Source organism: Brevibacterium yomogidense (assembly GCF_016107685.1).
Taxonomy (GTDB): domain Bacteria; phylum Actinomycetota; class Actinomycetes; order Actinomycetales; family Brevibacteriaceae; genus Brevibacterium; species Brevibacterium yomogidense.
Window position 1 is genome coordinate 13,761 of the sequence record NZ_JABASY010000004.1, and the last position, 20,922, is coordinate 34,682.

A 20,922-nucleotide genomic window follows, 5' to 3' on the forward strand; every position below is an offset into this window, starting at 1 on the left:
GCTGTCCGCTCATGCCAGAATGAGAGCATGACGTACAACCTTGTGCTTCTCCGCCACGGGGAGAGCGAATGGAACCAGAAGAACCTCTTCACCGGGTGGGTCGACGTCCCGCTGACGGACAAGGGCCGCACGGAGGGCGTGCGTGCGGGTGAACTCCTGCACGAACACGACCTCCTGCCGGACGTCCTTCACACGTCGCTGCTGAAGCGGGCGATCCTCACCGCGCAGATCACGCTGGAGGCGGCGGACCGGTCATGGATCGAGACGGTGCGGTCGTGGCGCCTCAACGAGCGTCACTACGGTGCGCTCCAGGGGAAGAACAAGAAGGAGATCCGGGACGAGTACGGCGAGGAGCAGTTCATGGAGTGGCGACGCTCCTTCAGCACTCCGCCGCCGCCGCTGGACGACGCGTCCGAATGGTCGCAGGCGGGGGAGGCCCGCTACGCGAACCTGGGCGCCGCACTGCCGCGGACGGAATGCCTCTCCGACGTCATCGTGCGTCTGCTGCCCTACTGGTACGACGCGATCGTCCCGGACCTGCAGCGGGGCCGCACCGTGCTGGTCGCCGCACACGGCAACTCGCTGCGCGGCCTCATCAAGCACCTCGAGGGCATCTCCGACGACGACATCACAGGGCTGAACGTCCCCACTGGCATCCCGCTGCACTACGAACTGGACGAGGACTTCCAGCCGGTGGGCGGCAAGGGCCGCTACCTGGACCCCGAAGCTGCGGACGCGGCGATCGGCGCGGTGGCGAACCAGGGACGGTGAGTGTCGGCACTGGGTTGGTGAGCCCAGCCCCGCATTTCACGTGGTGAGAGGCGGGGACCGAGAGGTCCCCGCCTCTTCGCGTGCAGCGATTGGTCGTGCGAACTTCGGGGGCGCCCCGTGAGGCGTGCTCCGAGACGTCAGAGAGCGCTCAGCGGTTGAGTGCGCACTTTCGTTTTTGAGTGCATCGTTTTCAGCACCGTACTGGTCAGTGCACTGTCCACTCAACGAAGGAATCGCGCACTCAACCGTCGACCCGCGCGCTCACATGCACCACCGTCGGGCATACGCGCGCTGAACTCGACGACTTCGGAATCCTCGCGACGCAAGCATGGAACCCCTCAACGTGTGGAGCCCCTCCCCGGATCACTGGGAAGGGGCTCCACACGTCATGTGTGAAGGCGCGTGAGCGCGCCACTCACCACTTCGTCACTGCGCGTCGTCGCCGGGGATGAGCTCCGACTTCCAGGAGCCCGTGAGCAGGTACTCGATGCGCTGGGCGACGGACACCGCGTGGTCGCCGAACCGCTCGAGGTAGCGCGACAGCAGCGTCACGTCCGCGACCTGCGACGGATTGAGGCTGGAACCGGCGATCTTCGTGAACACCGCCAGGTGCAGGGTGTCGATCGTCTCGTCGAGGTCGTCGATCGTGGGGACCGCTTCCAGGCCCGGCTCCGACACGAGTTCGTGGATCGCGTGCGAGATCCGCACGGCGGCCGTCGTCATGTCGGTGAAGATCTGCTCGAACCCTTCCGGCACAGCCGATTCGGGGAACCGGATCCGCACCTGCTGCGCGACGTGACGGGCGAGGTCGCCCATCCGCTCGATCGACGCGCTCATCCGCAGCGAGGAGATGACGACGCGCAGATCACGCGCGACCGGGGCCTGCAGTGCGAGGATCTCGCCGGCCGACTTGTCGAGCTCGAGCTGGAGGCGGTCGATCTCGATGTCACCGGCGATGACCTCCTCGGCGAGCTCGAGGTCGTTCGTGCGCAGTGCCTCCTTGGACTTCTCCATGGCGACGCTGACCTTCTCTGTCATCTTGACGAGCATGTCGGCGAGTGAGTCGAGTTCATTCTGGAAGACTTCGCGCATTCCGGGTATTCCTTTCCACAGGGTCTTCGCGCCGGGGAGGGCACAGATCCATTGGCAACCCTCGCATCGAAGCGTGAACCGCTCCTGACCAGTAAGTGAACCTTCAGCCACATTCTAGTGCCGGGGCCGTATTCGAGCGGTCGCCGCGCGCGGGCCGTCTAGGCTGGAGAACGTGGACCTGCTCATCGTCGCCGTGCTCACGGGAACCGTGGGGCTGGGACTCGGCATCGCCGGGATCCTCGCCTTCCGCTTCTCCGAACGCAGCCGCAACGCCTCGGACCTTCATTCCGACAATGAACTTCCCGACGGCATCGCGGAGGTGCTCGCCGTCCTGCCCAGCGCCGCCATCGTCGTCGACGCCGGCGATGACGTGGTGAAGGCGTCACCCGCCGCGTACACCTTCGGTCTGGTGCGCGGGCATGCGGTCGTGTCCGACACCCTCTCAGACGTCATCGAGCGTGTGCGTGTGCGCGGCCTCATCGAGGAAGTCGAGTTCGAGCATGCGATCGGCTCCACTGCGCCACCCCGCTCCCTTCACGCGCGCGTCGCCGCGCTGGGGCCCGCGTTCGTCCTCGTCCTGTGCGACGACCAGACGGAGGCGCGCCGCGTCGATGCGGTCCGCCGTGACTTCATCGCGAACGTCTCCCACGAACTCAAGACACCCATCGGCGCGATGTCGCTGCTGGCAGAGGCCATCACGGACTTCGCCGACGACCCCGAGGCCGTCGCACGGTTCGGGTCGAGGATGCAGAAGGAGTCGGGCCGCCTCACCCAGCTGGTCAAGGAGATCATCGACCTCTCACGCGTCCAGGACCACGAGGTCCCCGCGAGTCCCGAGCGCGTCCCCGTCGCCCGAATCGTCGAAGAGGCCGTGGACCGCGCCCGCACGGTCGCGGATTCCAAGAACATCCAGCTGTCCGTCCTGCACGGCGGCGACTGGTACATCGAAGGCAGCTCCGAACTGCTCGTCAACGCGGTGCGCAACCTCATCGACAACGCCATCCACTACTCGAACGAGGGGACGCGTGTGGGGGTGGGAGCCAAGCTCGAGGACGAGCGCGTGGCGATCGCCGTGACGGACCAGGGCATCGGCCTGAGCACGGAGGACACGGAGCGCGTGTTCGAACGCTTCTACCGTGTCGACCCGGCGCGGTCCCGCATGACGGGCGGGACGGGCCTGGGCCTCAGCATCGTCAAGCACATCGTCGCCACGCACGGCGGCGATGTGCGTGTGTGGTCCCGGCTGGGACAGGGGTCGACGTTCACGATCCTCCTGCCACTGGCCCACACGGACGACATCTCCCCGGGTCTCGCGGAAGCGGCGCGCCAGGGGATTCTCATCGATTCCGCCGAGGACGATGCGGCCCACGCTGACACCGCACCCTCCGCGAGCGGAGAGTACACACAAGGAAGAGGAGCACTGTGACGCGCATTCTGCTTGTCGAAGACGAGGAGTCGTTCTCCGACCCGCTGTCGTACCTGCTGGACAAGGAGGGGTACGACGTGACCGTCGCGGCGGACGGGCTGGACGCGATCAGCGAGTTCGACCGTACGGGGGCGGACCTCGTCCTGCTGGACCTCATGCTGCCGGGCGCCTCCGGCACGGAGGTGTGCCGGCAGCTGCGTGCGAAGTCGAGCGTTCCGATCATCATGCTCACGGCGAAGGATTCGGAGATCGACAAGGTCGTGGGCCTGGAGCTCGGGGCGGACGACTACGTGACGAAGCCGTACTCGTCACGGGAACTGCTCGCGCGGGTGCGTGCGGTCCTGCGCCGGAACGCGGAGCAGACGGACCTCGTCGATTCCGTCATCGAGGCCGGGGGAGTGCGCATCGACGTCGACCGGCACGTCGCCTCGGTCCGTGGTGAGGAGGTGTCGCTGCCGCTCAAGGAGTTCGAGCTGCTCGAGATGCTCGTGCGCAACGCGGGGCGCGTCATGACCCGTGGGCAGCTCATCGACCGCATCTGGGGTCAGGATTACGTGGGTGACACGAAGACCCTCGACGTCCACGTGAAGCGCCTGCGGGCGAAGGTGGAGGTAGAGCCATCATCGCCCCAGCTGCTCGTCACGGTGCGTGGGCTGGGCTACAAGTTCGAAGCCTGAACCTGCCTGTGGCCCGCGCGGCTGCTCGGTCTGCAGCGGGCCTCCAGAGGTCTGAATCGCGAAGGGGCTCGGAAGGAGGAATCCTTCCGAGCCCCTTCGGCACTCACCACAGAGGGAGTTGTGCGGAGTCAGCCTTCGACTGCGGTGCCGGCTTCGGCGCCTTCTTCCGCAGCAGGGTCTGTCATGCCGTCGGTCGGATCCGCTGCGGGGTCCGACGCGCCGCCCGTGGGGACGAGGTGCGCGTAGTCGGGGATCGAGCCGTCGAGCACCTGCGCAGTGATCGTTTCGGAGGTGCTGCCGACGCTCACCTCGACGTCGAACAGCAGACCGGGCTTCGCGTCGAGGCCGCTGATGATCGCGGGTTCCGCGTCAGACGCGGGGTTCTCCGGGTCCTGGCTGAAGGATTCGCCGGCGTCCAGGGAGTGGGTGTAGGTCTCCGGCCCGAACTCCAGCGTCACGTTGCGCGGTTCGTCAGCGCCGTTGATCAGCGTGTAGAAGACCTGCGCATCGCCCTCCTCGCTCTGGAGGATGAGCAGGCCACGGACGTCTACGCCGTCGAGGTCCTCAGTGGACCACGCGCCGTCACCTCCGTGGTATTCGTATTCTGCGGTCTGGTCGGCCGACAGCATATTGGCACAACCGGTGAGGGGTGCGATGGCTGCGAACGCTGCTGCGGCCACTGCCAGGCGCGCGGTCCTCTTCTTCACGATCCGGGCTCCTTGGACGTACGACGACACGGAACTTCGTCGTCATCCTATCGCTCTTTCGACCCAACGTAGAACTCGCTCGGATTTCCCTGGCAGAACAGTGAGTTCCGGCGTCGGCCGCGGACGTCGCGCAGAGTCGGAAACTGCTGGCCGAGCGTCTGGTCGATCGTCCGCATTGTGAGAAGCGCCGGACCCTATCACTCTGTCCGGGTGCCCCGCATCATTTGCTCGGCGCGTCACATGTTAGACTTGGATACTGCGAAAGGGGTTCACAGAATATGGCATTTCAGGTCGGCGATACCGTCGTCTACCCCCATCACGGGGCTGCGACTGTCCAGGAGATCAAGACTCGCGCGATCAAGGGAGTGGAGAAGCTCTATCTGAAACTGCAAGTGTCCCATGGCGACCTCGTGATTGAGGTTCCTGCGGAGAACTGCGACCTCGTAGGGGTCCGGGACGTCGTCGGCGAGGAGGGGCTGGAAGAAGTCTTCCAGGTTCTCCGCGCAGAGGTGACGGAAGAGCCCACGAACTGGTCACGCCGCTACAAGGCGAATCTGGAGAAGTTCCAGTCCGGTGATGTCATCAAGGTTGCTGAGGTCGTGCGCGACCTGTGGCGCCGTGAACAGGACCGTGGACTGTCCACCGGTGAGAAGCGGATGCTCGCGAAGGCGCGTCAGGTGCTCGTGTCCGAACTCGCACTGGCGGAGAAGAAGGAAGAAGAAGAGGCAGAGGCAATGCTCGAGGAACTCCTCGCTTCCTGACCGTCTGACGGTTCCACAGACACAAAGCTGTACGCAACGGCCGATCATCCTTCGGGGTGGTCGGCCGTTCGCGCGCCCCGTGCGCACGGCGGAGTGCAGTCTGCCGGGTCGCGGGTCGCGAGACAGAGGTGCGGAGTCCCCGCCGACGGAGTAAGACGGGAGCATGAGAATCCTGCTCCCGACCGAGGATCGACGATGACCCCCTCACCCGACTCCACACCTCACACTGCAGCATCCGCGAAGGCAGACACTGCGGCGCCCGCGAAGGCAGCCGCACCCGCCCCATCCATGGCCGATGCGCTCGAGCCCGCTGAAAACGACGGACCGGTTCCGCCCGTCGCCAACGCGCCCATCATCGGCCCGCCCTCACTCTTCACGGAGCACGCGACCCGCCTCACCCGCGACCTCATCACGGCCCTCGTGAGCGAGGACGACACGGACACACTCGCCCAGCAGGTCGCGGACATCGCCGGCAGACTCTCCGCTGCGGCTGCCGATCCCTACGCCGCGACTCTTGACGCCCCTCACCGGGTCCCCAACCACATTCCGCACGACATCACTCCGGGGTCGTCGGCGCGCAACCCGATCGCACCGCCCATGCGCATCGTGCCGGACGGCGACTGGTACCGCTGCGACCTCACCCTTCCGCTGCAGTACCAGGGCCCGCCCGGCCGCGTCCACGGAGGGATCGTCGCGCTCCTCATCGACCACCTCCTGGGGCATGCGGCGAGCATGGGGGCGGAGAAGAGGTCCATGACCCGCTCCCTCACCCTGAACTACGACGGGGGCACCCCCATCGGCGAGCCGATCACCGTGAGGGGCCGGATCAGCCGCATTGAGGGCCGCAAGAAGTTCATGGAGGCGCAGATCCTCTGCGACGGCGAGGTGCGGGTCCGCGCCGACGGACTCTGGCTGCTGCCGCGAGAGAGCTGAGCCTGGAGACCTTAGAGCCCGGGACGGTTGAACACTGGGACGGTTGAGCCCAGTCGAGCCGCCGGGAAGCATGTCCGGCATCTGCGCCGTCGTATCCTGACCTCATGTCGACTGCGCTCATCATCCCCGCCGCCGGCGCGGGCACGCGTCTGGGCGCCGGCCGGCCCAAGGCGTTCGTCATGCTCGCGGGGCGCACCCTGCTGGCACACGCCGTCGAGGGCGCGGTGCGCTCAGGAGTCGTCGACGTGATCGTCATCGCTGCTCCCGCCGCGCTGGTCGACGAAGCACGCCGGATTGCCGCTGCCGCGACAGAGGCCGCCGCCGAGGCCGTGTTCGGATCATCCGCAGCCGACCCGACCGATGCTGCCCCGCCTGCAGCCGACCGGGCCGACCGTGTGCCGCGTGCGGTCGGCCAGTCCGAGGACGGGCCATCCAGCGCGCAGGGGGGACCTCTGCCACGTGTGAGCGCGCGGCCGGTGCCGATCCTCGTCGTCGCCGGTGGGGAGGACCGTGTTGTGTCCGTCGCGGCCGCGCTGGCCGTCGTTCCGAGCGCCGCCCGTGTACTCGTCCACGACGCGGCACGATGCCTCACCCCTGCCGGAGTCTTCCACCGCATCGTCGAAGCACTGGATGACGGCGCCGCTGCGGTCGTCCCCGTTCTGCCAGTGACCGACACCGTGAAGACCGCGACGGATCACGGGACTGTCGTGGGAGACCTGGAACGTTCCACTCTGCGCAGGGTGCAGACCCCGCAGGGTTTCACGCGCGATGTGCTCGTCGCCGCGCACGACCTGCAGTGCAGGAGCCCAGACCCTGCAGCAACCGACGACGCCGGCCTGGTGGAGCGACTCGATGTCGCCGTCGTCGGGGTGACAGGTGACGAGGCGGCGCTCAAGATCACTCATGCGATTGATCTGCGCATCGCGGAGCTTTACCTCGACCGGCCGTCGACGAATGACGGTGGGTCGACTCAGGTCGCTACGCCACCCCACGACCCACCCCACGACCCACCCCACGACACTTCGCTTGTTTACGACTCGCCTTCACGAAGGATCCCCGAATGACCGACACAACCCCGTCACCGCTGGACCGCTTGCCCCGTGTGGGGACCGGCGTGGACGTCCACGCGTACTCGACGGATCCGGACCGTCCCCTGTGGGTGGCAGGGCTGCTGTGGGAGGGGCAGAGGGGGCTGGAGGGTCACTCCGATGCGGACGTCGTCGCCCACGCCTGCTGCGACGCGCTGTTCGCCGCCGCGGGGATCGGGGACCTGGGGGCGCACTTCGGGACGGGACGGCCGGAACTGGCGGGGGCCTCGGGCGCGGTGCTGTTGGCAGAGGCAGCCCGGCTGGTCCGGGACGCAGGGTTCGTGATCGGCAACGTGTCCGTGCAGGCCGTCTGCGTGCGGCCGAAGATCGGGACGCGCCGCGCGGAGGCCCAGCGGGTGCTGAGCGAAGCGGCGGGTGCGCCGGTCTCCGTGTCGGGGACGACGTCGGACGGGCTGGGGCTCACCGGCAGGGGAGAGGGCGCAGCGGCGATCGCGACCGCGCTCGTCGTGCCGATGGATGACTGAAGAATCAAAAGTGTTTCATGGGCCCGATCTCACCGGCAAAGATCAGTCGGTGTCGTCGTGCTCCGCAGGCAGCGTGCCGCGCTGGGTATCCACGCCCGTGCGCTTGGGTGAGCTCACGACGTGGTCCTCGACCTGCGCGCCCCTCCGCGTCGCGATACGGCCGGCGATCAGCAGGGCGACGAACAGGCCGAAGGTCGCCAGCAGCTGCCCGCGCACGTCCGCGACTGTGAATCCGAGGACGATGATCGCGACGAGACCCACCAGTGTCGCCCACGACAGGTACGGGAAGAGCCACATGGTGAGTGGCAGCTTCTCTCCCGCCCTCTCCGCGCGGGTGCGCAGGATGAGGTGGGAGACGATCGCGGACAGCCACGTGACGATGAGGGTGGAGCCCACGATGTTGAGCAGCAGGTCCAGCACCTCCTCCGCCCAGAAGTAGTTGAGACCCACCGCGACGAACCCGAACGCCACGGACATCCACACACCGGCCGTCGGCACTGCACGCTCGTTGAGCGTCCCCAGGCGGCGGGGCGCCATACCGCGCTGCGCCAGCGAGTAGAACATGCGGGACGCGCCGTAGACGTTCGCGTTCAGCGAGCTCAGGAGCGCGGCGACGATGATCAGGCCGATGATCGCGGCCAGCGCCGGCAATCCCGCCTGATTGAGGACCGCGACGAAGGGGCTCTCCACCAGCGCGGGGTCGTCCCAGGGCAGCGCCAGCACCATGATGCCCACGGACCCCATGTAGAACAGCAGGATCCGCCACAGGATCGTCCGTGTGGCGGCCTTGATGGACTTCTGCGGCTCCGCCGTCTCCGCGGCCGCCACCGCGACGATCTCGATGCCGCCGAAAGCGAAGATGACGACCAGCAGCCCAGCCGCGACACCGCCCAGCCCGTTGGGCATGAACGACGACTCCGTCAGATGTGTGAGACCGGGGCTTTCCGCAGGAGTCCAGCCCAGCAGGAACGCGACCCCCAGCGCGAGGAACAGGAACACGAAGGCGACCTTGATGAAGGAGAACCAGAACTCGAACTCCCCGAAGTTCTTCACACCCCACAGGTTGATCCACGTGAAGAGCACCATGAACGCCAGCGCGTAGACCCACTGGTCGAAGAGCGGGACAAGGCCCGCCATGATCTGGGCCGCCGCCGTCGCCTCCGCTGCGACGACCAGGCAGAGGGTGATCCACCACAGCCAGCCCACCGCGAACGCGGACGACGGGCCCAGGGCCTTGCCCACGTAGTAGGAGAACGCGCCGGGGTTGGGATCCGCGGCGACCATCTCCCCGAGCATCCGCATGACCGCGATGACGATGAGGCCGGCGATCGCATACGACACGAGCACGGCGGGACCCGCGGCGGCGATGCCTTCACCGGATCCCACGAAGAGGCCCGCACCGATCGCGGAACCCAGGCTCATCATGATGAGGTGACGGGGGCGCATCGAAGGACGCAGGCCGCCGGTTGTCTGCTGGTTCACAGCCCCGATCCTAGGGCAGATCCACACGTCCGCAGAGCACGGGCGGACCCGCGCGCCCGGTGAGCACACTCAGAGCCCTGTGCGTGCTGACCAGCGGGGAAGGACGCACGTCCCTTCCGCACTTCCCGTGACCGGTCTCCCCTGGCGCACGTCGCCCCCGGTACCCGATCGAGAGGATCGGGTACCGGGGGCGACAGGTGCGCAGCGGCGCGATGCGGGTCAGTTCCCGCGGTCGATCCACTCCTGCAGGTTGGGCGACTCCGTGCCGATCGTCGTCGCATCACCGTGGCCGGTGAGGACGACGGTGCGGCCGGGCAGCTCGAAGAGCGTCTCCGAGATCGACTGGATGATCGTGTCGAAGCTCGAGTACGACCGGCCGGTCGCACCGGGCCCGCCCTGGAAGAGCGTGTCACCGGAGAACAGCACGGGGCTGGAGTCCGAGGCGCCCTCCGGGAGCACGTCCGCGGGGATCCGCAGCGATTCGCTCACGTAGAAGCACATGGAGCCGGGGGAGTGGCCCGGTGTGTGGAGTGCGTTGAGGTGCACTCCGGCCACCGTGTACTCCGAACCCGGTTCGATGACCTTGTCCGGGCTGCGGTCGGGGAACACCATGTCCCACAGCACCCGGTCGTCCGAGTTGAGGTGGATCGCCGGGCCTCCCAGCGCCTCCTTCGCGTCGTAGACCACCCGGATGTGATCGTCGTGACCGTGGGTGAGCAGGATGGCCTTGACCTTCCGCTCGCCCACCGCCGCCGCGACGGCCTGCGCGTCGTGCGCCGGGTCGATGACGATCACTTCTTCGTCGTCACCGATGATCCAGACATTGTTGTCGACGTCGAACGTGCCCCCGTCCAGGGAGAACGTGCCCGACGTGACGATCCGTTCAATACGTGCACTCATGGAATCTCCACCACCGATCGCAATACTTCTCCTCGACCCATCTTCGCGAACGCCTCCTCGACGTCCTCGATGCCGATCCGCTCCGACACGAAGCCCTCCAGCGGGAGCCTGCCCTGCTCGTACAGGTCGACGAGCATCGGGAAGTCCCGGTCCGGCAGGCAGTCGCCGTACCAGGAGGACTTGAGGCTGCCGCCACGGCCGAACACGTCCGCCAGCGGGACCGTCAGCTCCATCTCCGGCGTCGGGACGCCCACCAGCACGACCGTGCCGGCGAGGTCGCGGGCGTAGAACGCCTGACGCCACGTCTCCGGACGACCGACCGCGTCGATGACGACGTCCGCGCCGAACCCGTTCGTGAGCTCCTGCACCGCCGCGACCACGCCGTCCTCGTCCAGACCGGACGAGTCGATCGTGTGTGTCGCCCCGCGCTCCAGCGCCCACTCGAGCTTCCGGGGGTCACGGTCGATCGCAATGATCGTGCCGGCACCCGCCAGACGCGAACCGACGACCGAGGCCATGCCCACCCCGCCGCAGCCGATGACCGCGACGGACTTGCCGCGGGTGACATTGCCGGTGTTGATCGCGGCGCCGATGCCCGCCATGACGCCGCAGCCCAGGAGGCCCACGACGGCCGGGTCGGATTCCGGCACCTTCGTGCACTGACCCGCAGCGACGAGCGTCTTCTCCGCGAACGACCCGATGCCCAGGGCCGGCGACAGCTCCGTGCCGTCCTCTGCCAGGGTCATCTTCTGCGTCGCGTTGTGCGTGTCGAAGCAGTACCAGGGCTCACCGCGCTTGCACGCGCGGCAGTCGCCGCAGATCGCGCGCCAGTTGAGGACGACGAAGTCCCCGACCGCGACCTCTGTGACGCCTTCGCCCACCTCGGACACGACACCGGCGGATTCGTGCCCCAGCAGGTACGGGTACTCGTCCCCGATCCCGCCCTCGCGGTAGTGGAAATCTGTGTGGCAGACCCCGCAGGACTTCACGTCGACGACGACCTCACCCGGACCGGGGTCCGGGATGACGATGTCGACGAGTTCCACGGGAGCGCCCTTCGCACGGGAGATGACTCCCTTGACCGTTGTCGGCATGAGGCTCCTTTCGAACGCTCTCCACGATGCGCACTTCACACGTGCACACTCCACGTCGGGGACGTGGTGCGTGGGACACGACCAGCCTATCGGTGGTCCTCCCCACTTCCCAGTGGGTCCCGCCTCCCACGCCCGAGGCCCGGGCAGGGTGCCGTGGGTGCGGCACCCGGCCCGGGCCTCGGCGGTGGTCGTCCGGCGGGGAAGCCGGGGACAGGATCAGTCGACGTCGCCCGACGTCGAGTCCGGGTGGCGACGCAGGTGCAGGATCGACCAGACGAGCCCGCCCCAGATGGTGCCCAGCGAGATGATCATCATGATCAGTGCCGAAGCGCTCATGCTTCCTCACCTCCTGCAGTGCGTGCGGTGGTTCCGGCATCGGCAGCCGCCTGGGCCTCGAATTCGGCCCGCGCCTTCTCGACGCGGTCCAGGCTCTTCGCGGGCCAGGGAATGATGCTGACGAGGAACGACAGGTACGCGAGGCCCGCGATGAGGCCCCAGCCGAAGATCAGCAGGTGCCACGTCGGGTAGCCCTCGTAGCCTTCCTGCGCGTACACCATCATCTGCTGGATCAGCATGAAGCCCAGCACGACAGGGGTGATGACGGACACGCAGATGATCCAGATCGGTCCCAGCTTGAACGAGGACACACCGTTCAGGTGGTCGCGCAGCTTCGGCAGGCCGAGCAGCAGCCAGCCGACCGCGATGACCGAGGTGAGCGCCACCCCCACGATGCCCAGGTTGTTGGTGAACGCGTCGATCGTGTCGAGGACGCTCAGCCCCGTGGCCGTCGGCATGATGAGGATCGACACGACCGCCATGAGACCGCCCACGACGATGGTGGAGGTCCGCTCGCTGATGCCCGTCTTGTCCGCGATCGCGGAGATGGGCACCTGGATGATCGACACGAGCGACGTGAGGCCCGCGAAGATCAGCGACAGGAAGAACAGCACGCCGAAGATCGCACCGCCGGGCATCTCGCTGATGATCGTGGGGAACGCGATGAAGGCGAGGCCCACACCGTTGCTCACCACTTCGTCGACACCCACACCCGCCGTGTGCGCCATGAAGCCCAGTGCGGCGAAGACGCCCACACCGGCGAGCATCTCGAAGCTGGAGTTCGCGAAGCCCACCACCAGGCCGGAGCCCGTGAGGTTCGTCTTCCGCTTGAGGTACGACGCATACGTGAGCATGATGCCGAACATGATCGACAGCGAGAAGAAGATCTGGCCGTAGGCGGCAATCCACACCGTCGGGTTCGCGAGTGCGCCCCAGTCCGGTGTGAAGAGCGCGTCGAGGCCGTCGATCGCACCCGGGAGGAACAGGGCGCGCACCACCAGGATCGCGAAGATGATGACGAGCAGCGGCACGAAGACGTTCGAGAAGCGCGCGATGCCGGCCTGCACACCGGCGAAGAGGACGACAAGGCAGAGGATCCACACGATGATCAGCGGGATCATCACGCCCGGAACGAACGTGCCGGACAGCCCTGCCTCACCGCTCTGCTGGAGGTACTCGCCGATGAAGAAGCCCTCGGGGTCGTCTCCCCACGACTGCGTGAGCGAGAAGCCGGTGAAGGAGATCGCCCAGGCGACGATCACGGCGTAGTAGATGCCGATGAAGGTGGCGATGCCGGTCTTGAACCAGCCGATCGGCTCCGCTGCCCGATGGAGGGAGCGGTAGGCCAGAGGGGCGGACGACCGTGAGCGGTGACCGATCGCGTACACCATGAAGAGGAGCGGGATGCCCGCGGTGAGGAGTGCGACCAGGTAGGGGATGATGAACGCGCCGCCACCGCTTTCATAGGCCACGTAGGGGAAGCGCCAGATGTTCCCCAGGCCGATCGCGGATCCGATCGCGGCCATGATGAAGGCGGTGCGGCTCACGAACACCTGGCGCTGAGGCGCCTGTGTTGCCGACGACATGAGGTGGTCCTTTCGTACGAGTGCGTCACTGCACTGAGAACCGCAGTTTAAGACACTCCTGGGTAATCTGTGAGAGTTCTGACAGAAGTGTGGCGTGGATCACCCGAAATGTTGTATGTGTTCGCGCAGGGAGGCCGTGGGGTCGTCCTCTCGGTAGACTTGCGGGCGTGATACGACTGCACAGCACTGCCACCGGCGATCTCATCCCCCTCGACCCCGTCCGCGACGGCGAGGTGGGGATCTACGTCTGTGGTGCCACGGTGCAGGGCGCCCCCCACATCGGGCACATGCGCTCCGCGGTCGTCTTCGACCAGCTGCGTCGGTGGCTCACGTATCGGGGGCTGCGGGTGACGCTGGTGCGCAACACGACGGACATCGACGACAAGATCCTCACGAAGTCCATCGAGGAGGATCGCACGTGGTGGGCGCACGCCTACTACTACGAGCGGGTGTTCACGGCCGCGTACGACGCGATGAATGTGCTGCCCCCCAGCTACGAGCCGCGCGCGACGGGGCACATCCCGGAGATGGTCGCGCTCATCCAGCGACTCATCGACGCAGGTCACGCCTACACCGCGGACGACGGCTCCGGCGACGTGTACTTCGACGTGCGGTCGTGGGCGCGCTACGGCGCACTCACCCACCAGAGCGTCGACGACATGTCGGACGCCGCGGACGCGGATCCCCGGGGCAAGCGCGACGTCCGCGACTTCGCCCTGTGGAAGGGCCACAAGGCCGGGGAGCCGGACACCGCATCGTGGCCCGCGCCGTGGGGCCGCGGTCGGCCCGGCTGGCACATCGAGTGCTCCGCCATGTCCACGAAGTACCTGGGCGCGGAGTTCGACATCCACGGCGGCGGCCTCGACCTGAGGTTCCCGCATCACGAGAACGAGATGGCCCAGTCGAACGCCGCCGGCGACGCCTTCGCGCGCATCTGGATGCATTCGGGACTGCTCAACGTGGGCGGCGACAAGATGTCGAAGTCGCTGGGCAACTCCGTGTTCGCCCACGATCTCTTCGACCAGTTCCCGACCGTCGTCCTCCGCTACTTCCTGTCCACCGCCCATTACCGGTCGGTCCTCGAATTCACCCCCAGTCTGGTGGAGAAGCAGCAGACCGCGTTCGACAAGCTGTCCGGTTTCATCACCCGGGCGCGGGAGGCGCTGGGCGCAGACGCGCCCGCCGTGCCCGAGGCCGCGGTCGGCTACCACCACCGCGTCACCGACGTGCCGGACGAGTTCGCCCAGGCGATGGACGACGACCTGTCGATCCCGCGCGCCCTGGCGAGTGTGTTCTCCACCGTGCGGGACGGGGCGCAGCTCGTGGGCGCCGCGAAGAACGACGACCTCGACGACACCGGGCGTGCCCGTCTGGGGACTCTGCTCGCGCAGGTCGAACTCATGCTCGACATTCTGGGTGTGAATCCCACCGACCCGGCGTGGGCGGCTGCGGCGACCGGGGCCTCGGCAGCGGACGCATCCGGCGGGGACGATCCAGCGCGGACGGCGCTCGACGGGCTGGTCGACCTCGTCGCACGCCAGCGGCTCGACGCCAAGGCGGCGAAGGACTTCGCCACCGCAGACGCACTGCGGGACCAGCTGCGGGCCGTGGGCGTGCTCATCGAGGACACCCCGGACGGATACCGCTACGACCTGGCCCGGGACTGACCCGGCGACCAGCTGACTTTCCTCCAACCCTCCGAAGAGGAGACACCATGCCACCCAAGCCACGCAGCGGAGCAGTCCGCAAATCCAAGAAGGGCCCGACGAAGGGCACGGGCGGCCTCGGCCGTCGCAAGCTCGAAGGCAAGGGCCCCACGCCCAAGGCCGAGGACCGGCCGTACCACAAGGCGTACAAGAGCGAGCACGACAAGCAGAAGGAACAGCGCAAGCAGCAGTCGAACCGGCGGAAGAAGGAGGCCGGCAAGGACACCGTCGCCGGCCGCAACGCCGTCCTCGAAGCGCTGCGCGAAGGCGTTCCCGCCACGGCCCTCTACGTCGTGGGACGTCCGGACGTCGACGACCGGATGAAGGAAGCGGTCTCGATCGCAGCCGAACGGGGCATCGTCATGCTCGAGGCGAGCAAGGCGGACCTGGACCGGCTCACGGACGGCGCGATTCACCAGAGCATCGCGCTGCAGGTGCCCCCGTACGAGTACGCGGACCCGAACGACCTGCTGAAGCGTGCCGCCGGACGGCTGGAGACGCCGCTGCTGGTGGCGCTCGACGGCATCACGGACCCGCGCAACCTGGGCGCGATCGTGCGGTCGACCGCTGCGTTCGGCGGACACGGCGTCATCGTGCCCGAACGCCGCGCAGCTTCCATGACCGCAGCCGCATGGAAGACGTCCGCGGGTGCCGCCGCACGCATCCCCGTCGCCCAGGTCGTCAACCTGGTCCGTACCCTGCAGGACCTCAAGAAGCAGGGCGTGTTCGTGCTGGGCCTCGACATGGACGGCGACGTGTCCCTGCCCGGACTGGAACTGGCGGACGCGCCGGTCTGCCTGGTGGTGGGCTCCGAGGGCAAGGGCCTGTCCCGCCTGGTCCGCGAAGCGTGCGACCAGATCGTGTCGATCCCGATCGTCGCGTCGACCGAATCGCTGAACGCGGGAGTCGCCGCCGCAGTGAGCCTGTACGAGATCGCCAGGGTGAGGGGCGCCGGCCGCAGCTGAGTGTGGGGTCTGGCCGGCGGGTGCTGGGCGGGCCGGCTGGGTCGGCGCGGAGTCGGGCTGGCGGAGCGTGTGGGCAGGCGTTCCGGCGCCCCACCTACGACAGTTCTTGCCAGCTGCGACTTCCCTCGCCAGCTACAGCAAAGCAGCGTTGTAGCTGGCGAGGGAACTTGTAGTTCGCGAGGGCGCCATGGCGCAGATGAGCGCCGCAGCGAGGGTGAGCAGCGTGAGGACATGTCACAATCATTGACACGCCTCGATGACGTGTTAAGTTCTGGACAGATTTTTAACATGTCTTCTGGTTGCGGCGAAAGGCTTCACACGTGGGCTGGAGTCCTGATGTTCCCTACAACGACCTGCCGCCGCTGCCGCCGGTCGATGTGGACCTCGAGCCCAAGGCAGTGCTGAAGGAAACCATCGAGGCGCGGGCCGCGCTGGCAACACTCGCTCAGGCGGGGCAGTTGCTGCCCAATCCCAATGTGCTGATCCATGCTGTACCGCTGCTCGAGGCGCAGGCGAGTTCTGAGATCGAGAACATCGTGACGACGGCGGACGAGCTCTTCAAGCATGCTGAGTTCGGCGGCGGTGATCATGCGGCGAAGGAGGCTCTTCGCTACCGGAGTGCCTTGTTCGCGGGGGTCGCGGCGATTCGTGATCGGCCGCTGACGGGTGAGGCCGCTGGTCGAATATGTACGGAGCTTCAAGGTCGAGTGATGGACGTTCGCTCGACCCCTGGCACTCGGATCGCGAATCCCACGACTGGGGAGGTGGTGTACGCGCCGCCTGAAGGTGCCGATGTCATCCGCCAGAAGCTCGCTGCATGGGAGCGTTTCGTGCATGCCGATGACGATCTCGATCCTCTGGTGCGAATGGCGGTGGCGCACTACCAGTTCGAGGCGATACACCCCTTCCATGACGGGAATGGAAGGACGGGGCGTGTCATCAACATCCTGATGCTGATCGAATCTGGAGTGCTCCACGATCCGATTCTGTATTTGTCGCGAGCGATCATCGCTCGAAAGAGCGATTACTATCGCCTGCTGCGTGCTGTGACGGCAGAGGGCGCATGGGTGGAGTGGATTCTGTACATGCTTGATGTGGTCCGGGAATCGGCGGTCTCGACGACGAAGAAGATCGGAGCGATCCGTGCGTGTCAGGACGACATCGGGGAGCGCGCGCGGGCTGCGACCAATGGCGGGCGCGATGCGCGGTTCCTCGACGTTCTGTTCGAGCAGCCGTACTGCCGCATCGCTACGGTCGTCGAGCGCTGCGAGGTGTCTCGTCAGACTGCTTCGTCATGGCTGCATGCGCTCGTCCGTGCGGGGCTGCTGAGTGAGGCCCGGGTGGGCCGAGAGACACTGTTCGTCAACAGCGAGTTCTTTGAGGTGCTGGTGCGGTCCGAGTGACCCCGTGGGCGACGGCGCGGCGACGTGTGAAGTCCGTTGACACGTCAGTGGGACGTGTTAAGTTTTTGCCGAATTTTTAACACGTCCCCCTCATGTGTCAGATCTTTTGACGTGTGAGCATGCGCGCGTGTCGTCGCGCGCAGCGCTGGGCCACGTGACGCGCAGCACTGAGCCTGGTCTCGTGTGCGCTACGATCGCTCCCATGCTGATCGAACGATTACTAGGAGCCGGTACGTGAGCATCCGCGGCCAAGCGATGATCGCGGGGGCGTTCGAACACCCTCTGCGCAAGATCCCCGACACCTCGATCCCCCGACTGCACGCGGAAGTAGCCACCGGCGCACTTGCCGATGCGGGCCTCACGTTCGCAGACGTCGACGCGTACTTCTGCGCCGGCGACGCTCCCGGGTTCGGCCCCCTGTCGATGGCCGACTACATGGGGCTGAACCTCACGTACGTCGACTCGACCGACATCGGCGGCTCCTCCTACGTCGCGCACATCGGGCACGCGGCCGCGGCGATCGCGGCGGGCAAGTGCGAGGTCGCGCTCGTGACGCTCGCGGGCCTGCCGCTGCAGGGCCCCGCGTTCTCCGCGATGAACGACCGCGCCCCCGAATACGCCTTCGAGAACGTGTTCGGCACGACGACGCCAGCGATGTACGCGCTCGCCGCTCAGCGGCACATGCACGAGTACGGCACGACCAGTGAGCAGCTCGCAGAGGTGAAGGTCGCCGCGTCCCTCCACGCCCAGCACAACCCCCACGCGCTGCTGCAGAAGGTCGTCACCGTCGAGGACGTGCTCAGCTCGCCCCTCATCGCAGACCCCCTGCACCGCCTGGACTGCTGCGTCATCACCGACGGCGGGGGAGCGGTCGTCGTCGTGAGCCCGGAGGTCGCGAAGCGGCTGAATCGCCAGTCCGTCGCCGTCCTGGGTCACGGCGAGGCCCCCAAGACCGCAGCCGCGGGCCGCATCGACCTCACCCACACCGGGGCCGTGTGGTCCGGTCCGCCCGCTTTCGCCGAGGCCGGGGTCACCCACGCGGACATCGACTACGCCTCGATCTACGACTCGTTCACCATCACCGTCGTCGAAACGCTCGAAGACCTGGGCTTCTGCGAGAAGGGCCAGGGCGGTGCGTTCGTCGCATCCGGCGCGCTGCGCGCCCCCGATGGTGGTCTGCCGTTCAACACGGACGGCGGCGGTCTGTGCAACAACCACCCCGTCAACCGCGGGGGAATGACGAAGATCCTCGAAGCCGTCCGACAACTGCGCGGGGAAGCGCACCCGGCGGTGCAGGTGCCCGACTGCGACATCGCACTGGCCCACGGCACCGGAGGCTCATTGGGGACCCGGATGGGTTCCGCGACACTCATCCTCGGACGGGAGGCGTGATGACTCAGAAGCGCAACGAGGCGACGACCGTGGGTCGGGTCGGCAGCGATCTGCCGGCGCCCACGCCGCCCATCAACGTGGACACCGCGGGATTCTGGCAGGCGACGACTGAGGGTCGGCTGCTGTTCACCCGATGCGATTCGTGCAGCGAGCCCACCTGGTATCCGCGGGAGTTCTGCCCGCACTGCGGGACGCTCGACGTCACGTGGGAGGAGGCGTCCGGGCGGGGACAGATCCACAGCTTCACGGTGGTGCGTCGCGGTGGGCTGGGCCCCTACGCGGGCCCGACCCCCTACGTGCTCGCGTACGTCGAGCTCGACGAGGGTGTGCGCATGATGACGAACATCGTCGACGTCGACGAAGCGGACCTGCGGATCGGGCTCCCCGTGGCTGTCGTGTTCCACGCGACCGACGGGGCGGCCGCGCTTCCGCGATTCACGCCGTGTCCCACGGAGTGATCGTCTTCCGCCTCGCAGTCGCGGTAGCGACCTAGTGTTGTTGGTCAAGACGTTATAGTCACTACCCGGGAGTGAAGGAACCGGCCCTGCGCCTGCACGATGGGTGGTATCGAAGCAACCATCCAGCAGAAAAGCGACTCGTTCCAATGGTCCACGCTGACGTCCCACTGATGACACCGTCTCGTCACCGACGTGATCGACGATGGCCGACCCATCGCCCAAGTAGCCACCGAAGACATCGCCCGCTCAACGCTGACGAAATGGGTCCACGCTACCGGGCAGGCGGCCCCGAAGGGCTCGAAGACCGCTCCAGGGCACCCGCAGCCCGTCTATCGATCGAAGCGATCGAACTGATCGATGCCTTCTGCCGCGTTCCGCCCGCCGTATTCACACCGAACTGCTCATCCGTGGCTACCAGTGCTGCGTGCACACCGTCTCCCGGTGGCTGAAATGCCTCGGCATCGCCAAACGGCGCGATCTCGACCTCAACGGGGAAAACAACCGGCAACCCGAACCGATCACCGCCCAGGCCCCCTGCTGCGGGCGGGACCGGGGGGTCTAAGAATCCGCCCCGGATATTGCCGGGTGCGCCGACTGTGAGGTGTTGGCTGCACGGAGCCAGCATGCATGGGGTGGCTAGTTTGGATGTGCGCAGCGACCGGCTGTGCTGGTCACGCGATATGGCTGGTTCGTACGCGCCGGGTGCAGCTCTTCGTGTGGTCGGGACTGCCTGTACGCACGCGCGCAGGGGAGAGCTCAGGGACTTCGAGGGTTGTGCTGAGGTGGCAAGCAGGCGGCCGGCCAGCGGCGCTGTTTCTTATACGGCAGGTACAAGAATAGGTGGGCGGACGGGAGGGCTCGCAGACCTTGTGGTGAGATCTCATGCGATATGAGTGGCGGGTCTGCTTCGGCGGGAGAAGGGCCCTTCGGTGCTCGCGCATGGCTAGGAGGCGGGCACGGTGGCGGCTCGAGTGCTTTTTTCTTCACACGAGCTCGCGGAGTGGTCGAGTCTGGGCGATGTTGGCGGTGGCTCTACCTGGAGAGCAGCGCCTTGAGTCCGGAAGTGAGAACCGCCTCCGGGTCCTCGCGGTACTTCCCGTGCAACGCGGCGTACTCCGGCGCTAACCGCGCATCTACCGAGGTTTCGCGCTCGTGACCGGTGATCGGCGCAGTTGTCGCACTCCCGATGACGAAGTTCGACAGCACGTAGGCGTCTCCAAGGGGATCCGGCGAGCCGAGATTGATGAGCAGGGCGCACATGCGTTCGGACAGTTGCAGATAATTCGGTCCCCTTGGCGCGCGCATGGCGATGACCTGGCAAGCCCAGGGGTGCCGGACCAGATGCCGGAAGTACGCAAGCATCAACCCCTGGAGTGCCGCCTCACTCCGTGCCGCCTGCAGGTCAGCGTCATGACCGAGCGCATGGTCGAGGGCCAGGTCGAAGAGGTCATCGCTCGAGGAGAGTCGTGAGTACAGGCTGGAGGGAGCGACATCGAGGCGCTCCGCAACGCCCCTGACGGTGAGAGCATGCAGGCCTCCCTCATCGAGGAGCTGAGCCGCAGCGTGTGCAATCTGCGCCACGTCTACTGCTCGCGTGCGCTTGACGGGCTTTCGATGGTTCCAGTAGCTCATGAGCCCACTCTATCCGAACAGTGTTAGT

20 protein-coding genes and 1 pseudogene are annotated in these 20,922 nt (G+C 66.9%); 13 read left to right on the plus strand and 8 right to left on the minus strand.

The window, feature by feature from the left end; genetic code table 11:
- Window positions 1-27: 27 nt before the first annotated feature.
- Window positions 28-771, plus strand: a complete 744-nt coding sequence (locus JFC09_RS10995; protein ID WP_198394084.1) for a phosphoglyceromutase — start codon at window positions 28-30, stop codon at window positions 769-771.
- Window positions 772-1,197: 426 nt separating this feature from the next.
- Here JFC09_RS10995 and phoU read toward each other — a convergent pair whose 3' ends face one another.
- Window positions 1,198-1,863: a phosphate signaling complex protein PhoU gene (phoU, locus tag JFC09_RS11000; RefSeq protein ID WP_198394085.1), complete on the minus strand. Its 666-nt coding sequence runs from the start codon at window positions 1,861-1,863 to the stop codon at window positions 1,198-1,200.
- 172 nt (window positions 1,864-2,035) lie between these two features.
- Between phoU and JFC09_RS11005 the strand changes: the two genes are divergently transcribed.
- Both JFC09_RS11005 and JFC09_RS11010 read left to right on the plus strand, forming a co-directional pair.
- Window positions 2,036-3,289, plus strand: coding sequence for a sensor histidine kinase (locus JFC09_RS11005; RefSeq protein WP_198394086.1), 1,254 nt, complete (start codon window positions 2,036-2,038; stop codon window positions 3,287-3,289).
- Window positions 3,286-3,966 (plus strand): response regulator, encoded by a 681-nt coding sequence (locus JFC09_RS11010; protein ID WP_198394087.1) that lies wholly within the window; start codon window positions 3,286-3,288, stop codon window positions 3,964-3,966. The genes JFC09_RS11005 and JFC09_RS11010 overlap by 4 nt, the downstream gene beginning before the upstream one ends.
- A gap of 128 nt (window positions 3,967-4,094) precedes the next feature.
- Here JFC09_RS11010 and JFC09_RS11015 read toward each other — a convergent pair whose 3' ends face one another.
- The gene (locus JFC09_RS11015) at window positions 4,095-4,673 is read right to left on the minus strand and encodes a hypothetical protein (RefSeq protein WP_198394088.1); all 579 of its coding nucleotides are present in this window, start codon (window positions 4,671-4,673) and stop codon (window positions 4,095-4,097) included.
- 278 nt (window positions 4,674-4,951) lie between these two features.
- Between JFC09_RS11015 and JFC09_RS11020 the strand changes: the two genes are divergently transcribed.
- From JFC09_RS11020 to ispF, 4 genes are all read left to right on the plus strand, one after another.
- Window positions 4,952-5,434, plus strand: coding sequence for a CarD family transcriptional regulator (locus tag JFC09_RS11020; RefSeq protein ID WP_198394089.1), 483 nt, complete (start codon window positions 4,952-4,954; stop codon window positions 5,432-5,434).
- Between the two features lie 195 nt (window positions 5,435-5,629).
- Window positions 5,630-6,367, plus strand: a complete 738-nt coding sequence (locus JFC09_RS11025; protein WP_198394090.1) for a PaaI family thioesterase — start codon at window positions 5,630-5,632, stop codon at window positions 6,365-6,367.
- Window positions 6,368-6,471: 104 nt separating this feature from the next.
- A complete protein-coding gene (locus JFC09_RS11030; protein WP_198394091.1) occupies window positions 6,472-7,431 on the plus strand; it encodes an IspD/TarI family cytidylyltransferase in 960 nt (319 codons plus the stop codon).
- A complete protein-coding gene (gene ispF, locus JFC09_RS11035) occupies window positions 7,428-7,940 on the plus strand; it encodes a 2-C-methyl-D-erythritol 2,4-cyclodiphosphate synthase (protein ID WP_198394092.1) in 513 nt (170 codons plus the stop codon). The genes JFC09_RS11030 and ispF overlap by 4 nt, the downstream gene beginning before the upstream one ends.
- Window positions 7,941-7,982: 42 nt before the next feature.
- On the opposite strand, the gene JFC09_RS11040 is transcribed toward ispF, so the two are convergent.
- The 5 genes from JFC09_RS11040 to JFC09_RS11060 all read right to left on the minus strand — a co-directional run bounded on the left by JFC09_RS11040 (window position 7,983) and on the right by JFC09_RS11060 (window position 13,338).
- Window positions 7,983-9,386, minus strand: coding sequence for an amino acid permease (locus tag JFC09_RS11040; RefSeq protein ID WP_198394316.1), 1,404 nt, complete (start codon window positions 9,384-9,386; stop codon window positions 7,983-7,985).
- A gap of 255 nt (window positions 9,387-9,641) precedes the next feature.
- Entirely contained in the window at window positions 9,642-10,322 is a 681-nt protein-coding gene (locus JFC09_RS11045; protein WP_198394093.1) for an MBL fold metallo-hydrolase, read from the minus strand.
- Complete coding sequence (locus JFC09_RS11050; protein WP_198394094.1) at window positions 10,319-11,416, minus strand: S-(hydroxymethyl)mycothiol dehydrogenase; 1,098 nt, start codon at window positions 11,414-11,416, stop codon at window positions 10,319-10,321. The genes JFC09_RS11045 and JFC09_RS11050 overlap by 4 nt, the downstream gene beginning before the upstream one ends.
- A 216-nt stretch (window positions 11,417-11,632) precedes the next feature.
- Window positions 11,633-11,752, minus strand: a complete 120-nt coding sequence (locus JFC09_RS11055; RefSeq protein WP_198394095.1) for a methionine/alanine import family NSS transporter small subunit — start codon at window positions 11,750-11,752, stop codon at window positions 11,633-11,635.
- Window positions 11,749-13,338, minus strand: a complete 1,590-nt coding sequence (locus JFC09_RS11060; RefSeq protein ID WP_198394096.1) for a sodium-dependent transporter — start codon at window positions 13,336-13,338, stop codon at window positions 11,749-11,751. The genes JFC09_RS11055 and JFC09_RS11060 overlap by 4 nt, the downstream gene beginning before the upstream one ends.
- Window positions 13,339-13,505: 167 nt before the next feature.
- Here JFC09_RS11060 and cysS point away from each other — a divergent pair, with 167 nt between their 5' ends.
- The 6 genes and pseudogenes from cysS to JFC09_RS16470 form a co-directional block, all read left to right on the plus strand.
- Window positions 13,506-15,005 (plus strand): cysteine--tRNA ligase, encoded by a 1,500-nt coding sequence (cysS, locus tag JFC09_RS11065; protein WP_198394097.1) that lies wholly within the window; start codon window positions 13,506-13,508, stop codon window positions 15,003-15,005.
- Between the two features lie 47 nt (window positions 15,006-15,052).
- Window positions 15,053-16,009: a 23S rRNA (guanosine(2251)-2'-O)-methyltransferase RlmB gene (gene rlmB / locus JFC09_RS11070; RefSeq protein ID WP_198394098.1), complete on the plus strand. Its 957-nt coding sequence runs from the start codon at window positions 15,053-15,055 to the stop codon at window positions 16,007-16,009.
- Between the two features lie 320 nt (window positions 16,010-16,329).
- Window positions 16,330-17,412 carry a Fic family protein gene (locus tag JFC09_RS11075; protein WP_332839743.1) on the plus strand — a complete coding sequence of 361 codons (1,083 nt, stop codon included), beginning with the start codon at window positions 16,330-16,332 and terminating at the stop codon, window positions 17,410-17,412.
- Window positions 17,413-17,646: 234 nt separating this feature from the next.
- A complete protein-coding gene (locus tag JFC09_RS11080) occupies window positions 17,647-18,804 on the plus strand; it encodes a thiolase domain-containing protein (protein WP_332839744.1) in 1,158 nt (385 codons plus the stop codon).
- Window positions 18,804-19,262: a Zn-ribbon domain-containing OB-fold protein gene (locus JFC09_RS11085; protein ID WP_198394099.1), complete on the plus strand. Its 459-nt coding sequence runs from the start codon at window positions 18,804-18,806 to the stop codon at window positions 19,260-19,262. The genes JFC09_RS11080 and JFC09_RS11085 overlap by 1 nt, the downstream gene beginning before the upstream one ends.
- Window positions 19,263-19,454: 192 nt before the next feature.
- Window positions 19,455-19,797 (plus strand): annotated as a pseudogene (locus JFC09_RS16470) (helix-turn-helix domain-containing protein); the annotation flags it as partial.
- 497 nt (window positions 19,798-20,294) lie between these two features.
- Here the strand turns inward: JFC09_RS16470 and JFC09_RS11090 are convergent.
- Window positions 20,295-20,894 carry a TetR/AcrR family transcriptional regulator gene (locus JFC09_RS11090; protein WP_198394100.1) on the minus strand — a complete coding sequence of 200 codons (600 nt, stop codon included), beginning with the start codon at window positions 20,892-20,894 and terminating at the stop codon, window positions 20,295-20,297.
- Between the last annotated feature and the right edge of the window lie 28 nt (window positions 20,895-20,922).

What these genes read in the sequence shown, in the direction of transcription:
- JFC09_RS10995 (WP_198394084.1), top strand. Translation starts at nt 28, where the DNA reads ATGACGTACAACCTTGTGCTTCTCCGCCACGGGGAGAGCGAATGGAAC.
- phoU (WP_198394085.1), bottom strand. Translation starts at nt 1,863, where the DNA reads ATGCGCGAAGTCTTCCAGAATGAACTCGACTCACTCGCCGACATGCTC.
- JFC09_RS11020 (WP_198394089.1), top strand. Translation starts at nt 4,952, where the DNA reads ATGGCATTTCAGGTCGGCGATACCGTCGTCTACCCCCATCACGGGGCT.
- JFC09_RS11025 (WP_198394090.1), top strand. Translation starts at nt 5,630, where the DNA reads ATGACCCCCTCACCCGACTCCACACCTCACACTGCAGCATCCGCGAAG.
- JFC09_RS11030 (WP_198394091.1), top strand. Translation starts at nt 6,472, where the DNA reads ATGTCGACTGCGCTCATCATCCCCGCCGCCGGCGCGGGCACGCGTCTG.
- ispF (WP_198394092.1), top strand. Translation starts at nt 7,428, where the DNA reads ATGACCGACACAACCCCGTCACCGCTGGACCGCTTGCCCCGTGTGGGG.
- JFC09_RS11040 (WP_198394316.1), bottom strand. Translation starts at nt 9,386, where the DNA reads ATGCGCCCCCGTCACCTCATCATGATGAGCCTGGGTTCCGCGATCGGT.
- JFC09_RS11045 (WP_198394093.1), bottom strand. Translation starts at nt 10,322, where the DNA reads ATGAGTGCACGTATTGAACGGATCGTCACGTCGGGCACGTTCTCCCTG.
- JFC09_RS11050 (WP_198394094.1), bottom strand. Translation starts at nt 11,416, where the DNA reads ATGCCGACAACGGTCAAGGGAGTCATCTCCCGTGCGAAGGGCGCTCCC.
- JFC09_RS11055 (WP_198394095.1), bottom strand. Translation starts at nt 11,752, where the DNA reads ATGAGCGCTTCGGCACTGATCATGATGATCATCTCGCTGGGCACCATC.
- JFC09_RS11060 (WP_198394096.1), bottom strand. Translation starts at nt 13,338, where the DNA reads ATGTCGTCGGCAACACAGGCGCCTCAGCGCCAGGTGTTCGTGAGCCGC.
- rlmB (WP_198394098.1), top strand. Translation starts at nt 15,053, where the DNA reads ATGCCACCCAAGCCACGCAGCGGAGCAGTCCGCAAATCCAAGAAGGGC.
- JFC09_RS11085 (WP_198394099.1), top strand. Translation starts at nt 18,804, where the DNA reads ATGACTCAGAAGCGCAACGAGGCGACGACCGTGGGTCGGGTCGGCAGC.
- JFC09_RS11090 (WP_198394100.1), bottom strand. Translation starts at nt 20,894, where the DNA reads ATGAGCTACTGGAACCATCGAAAGCCCGTCAAGCGCACGCGAGCAGTA.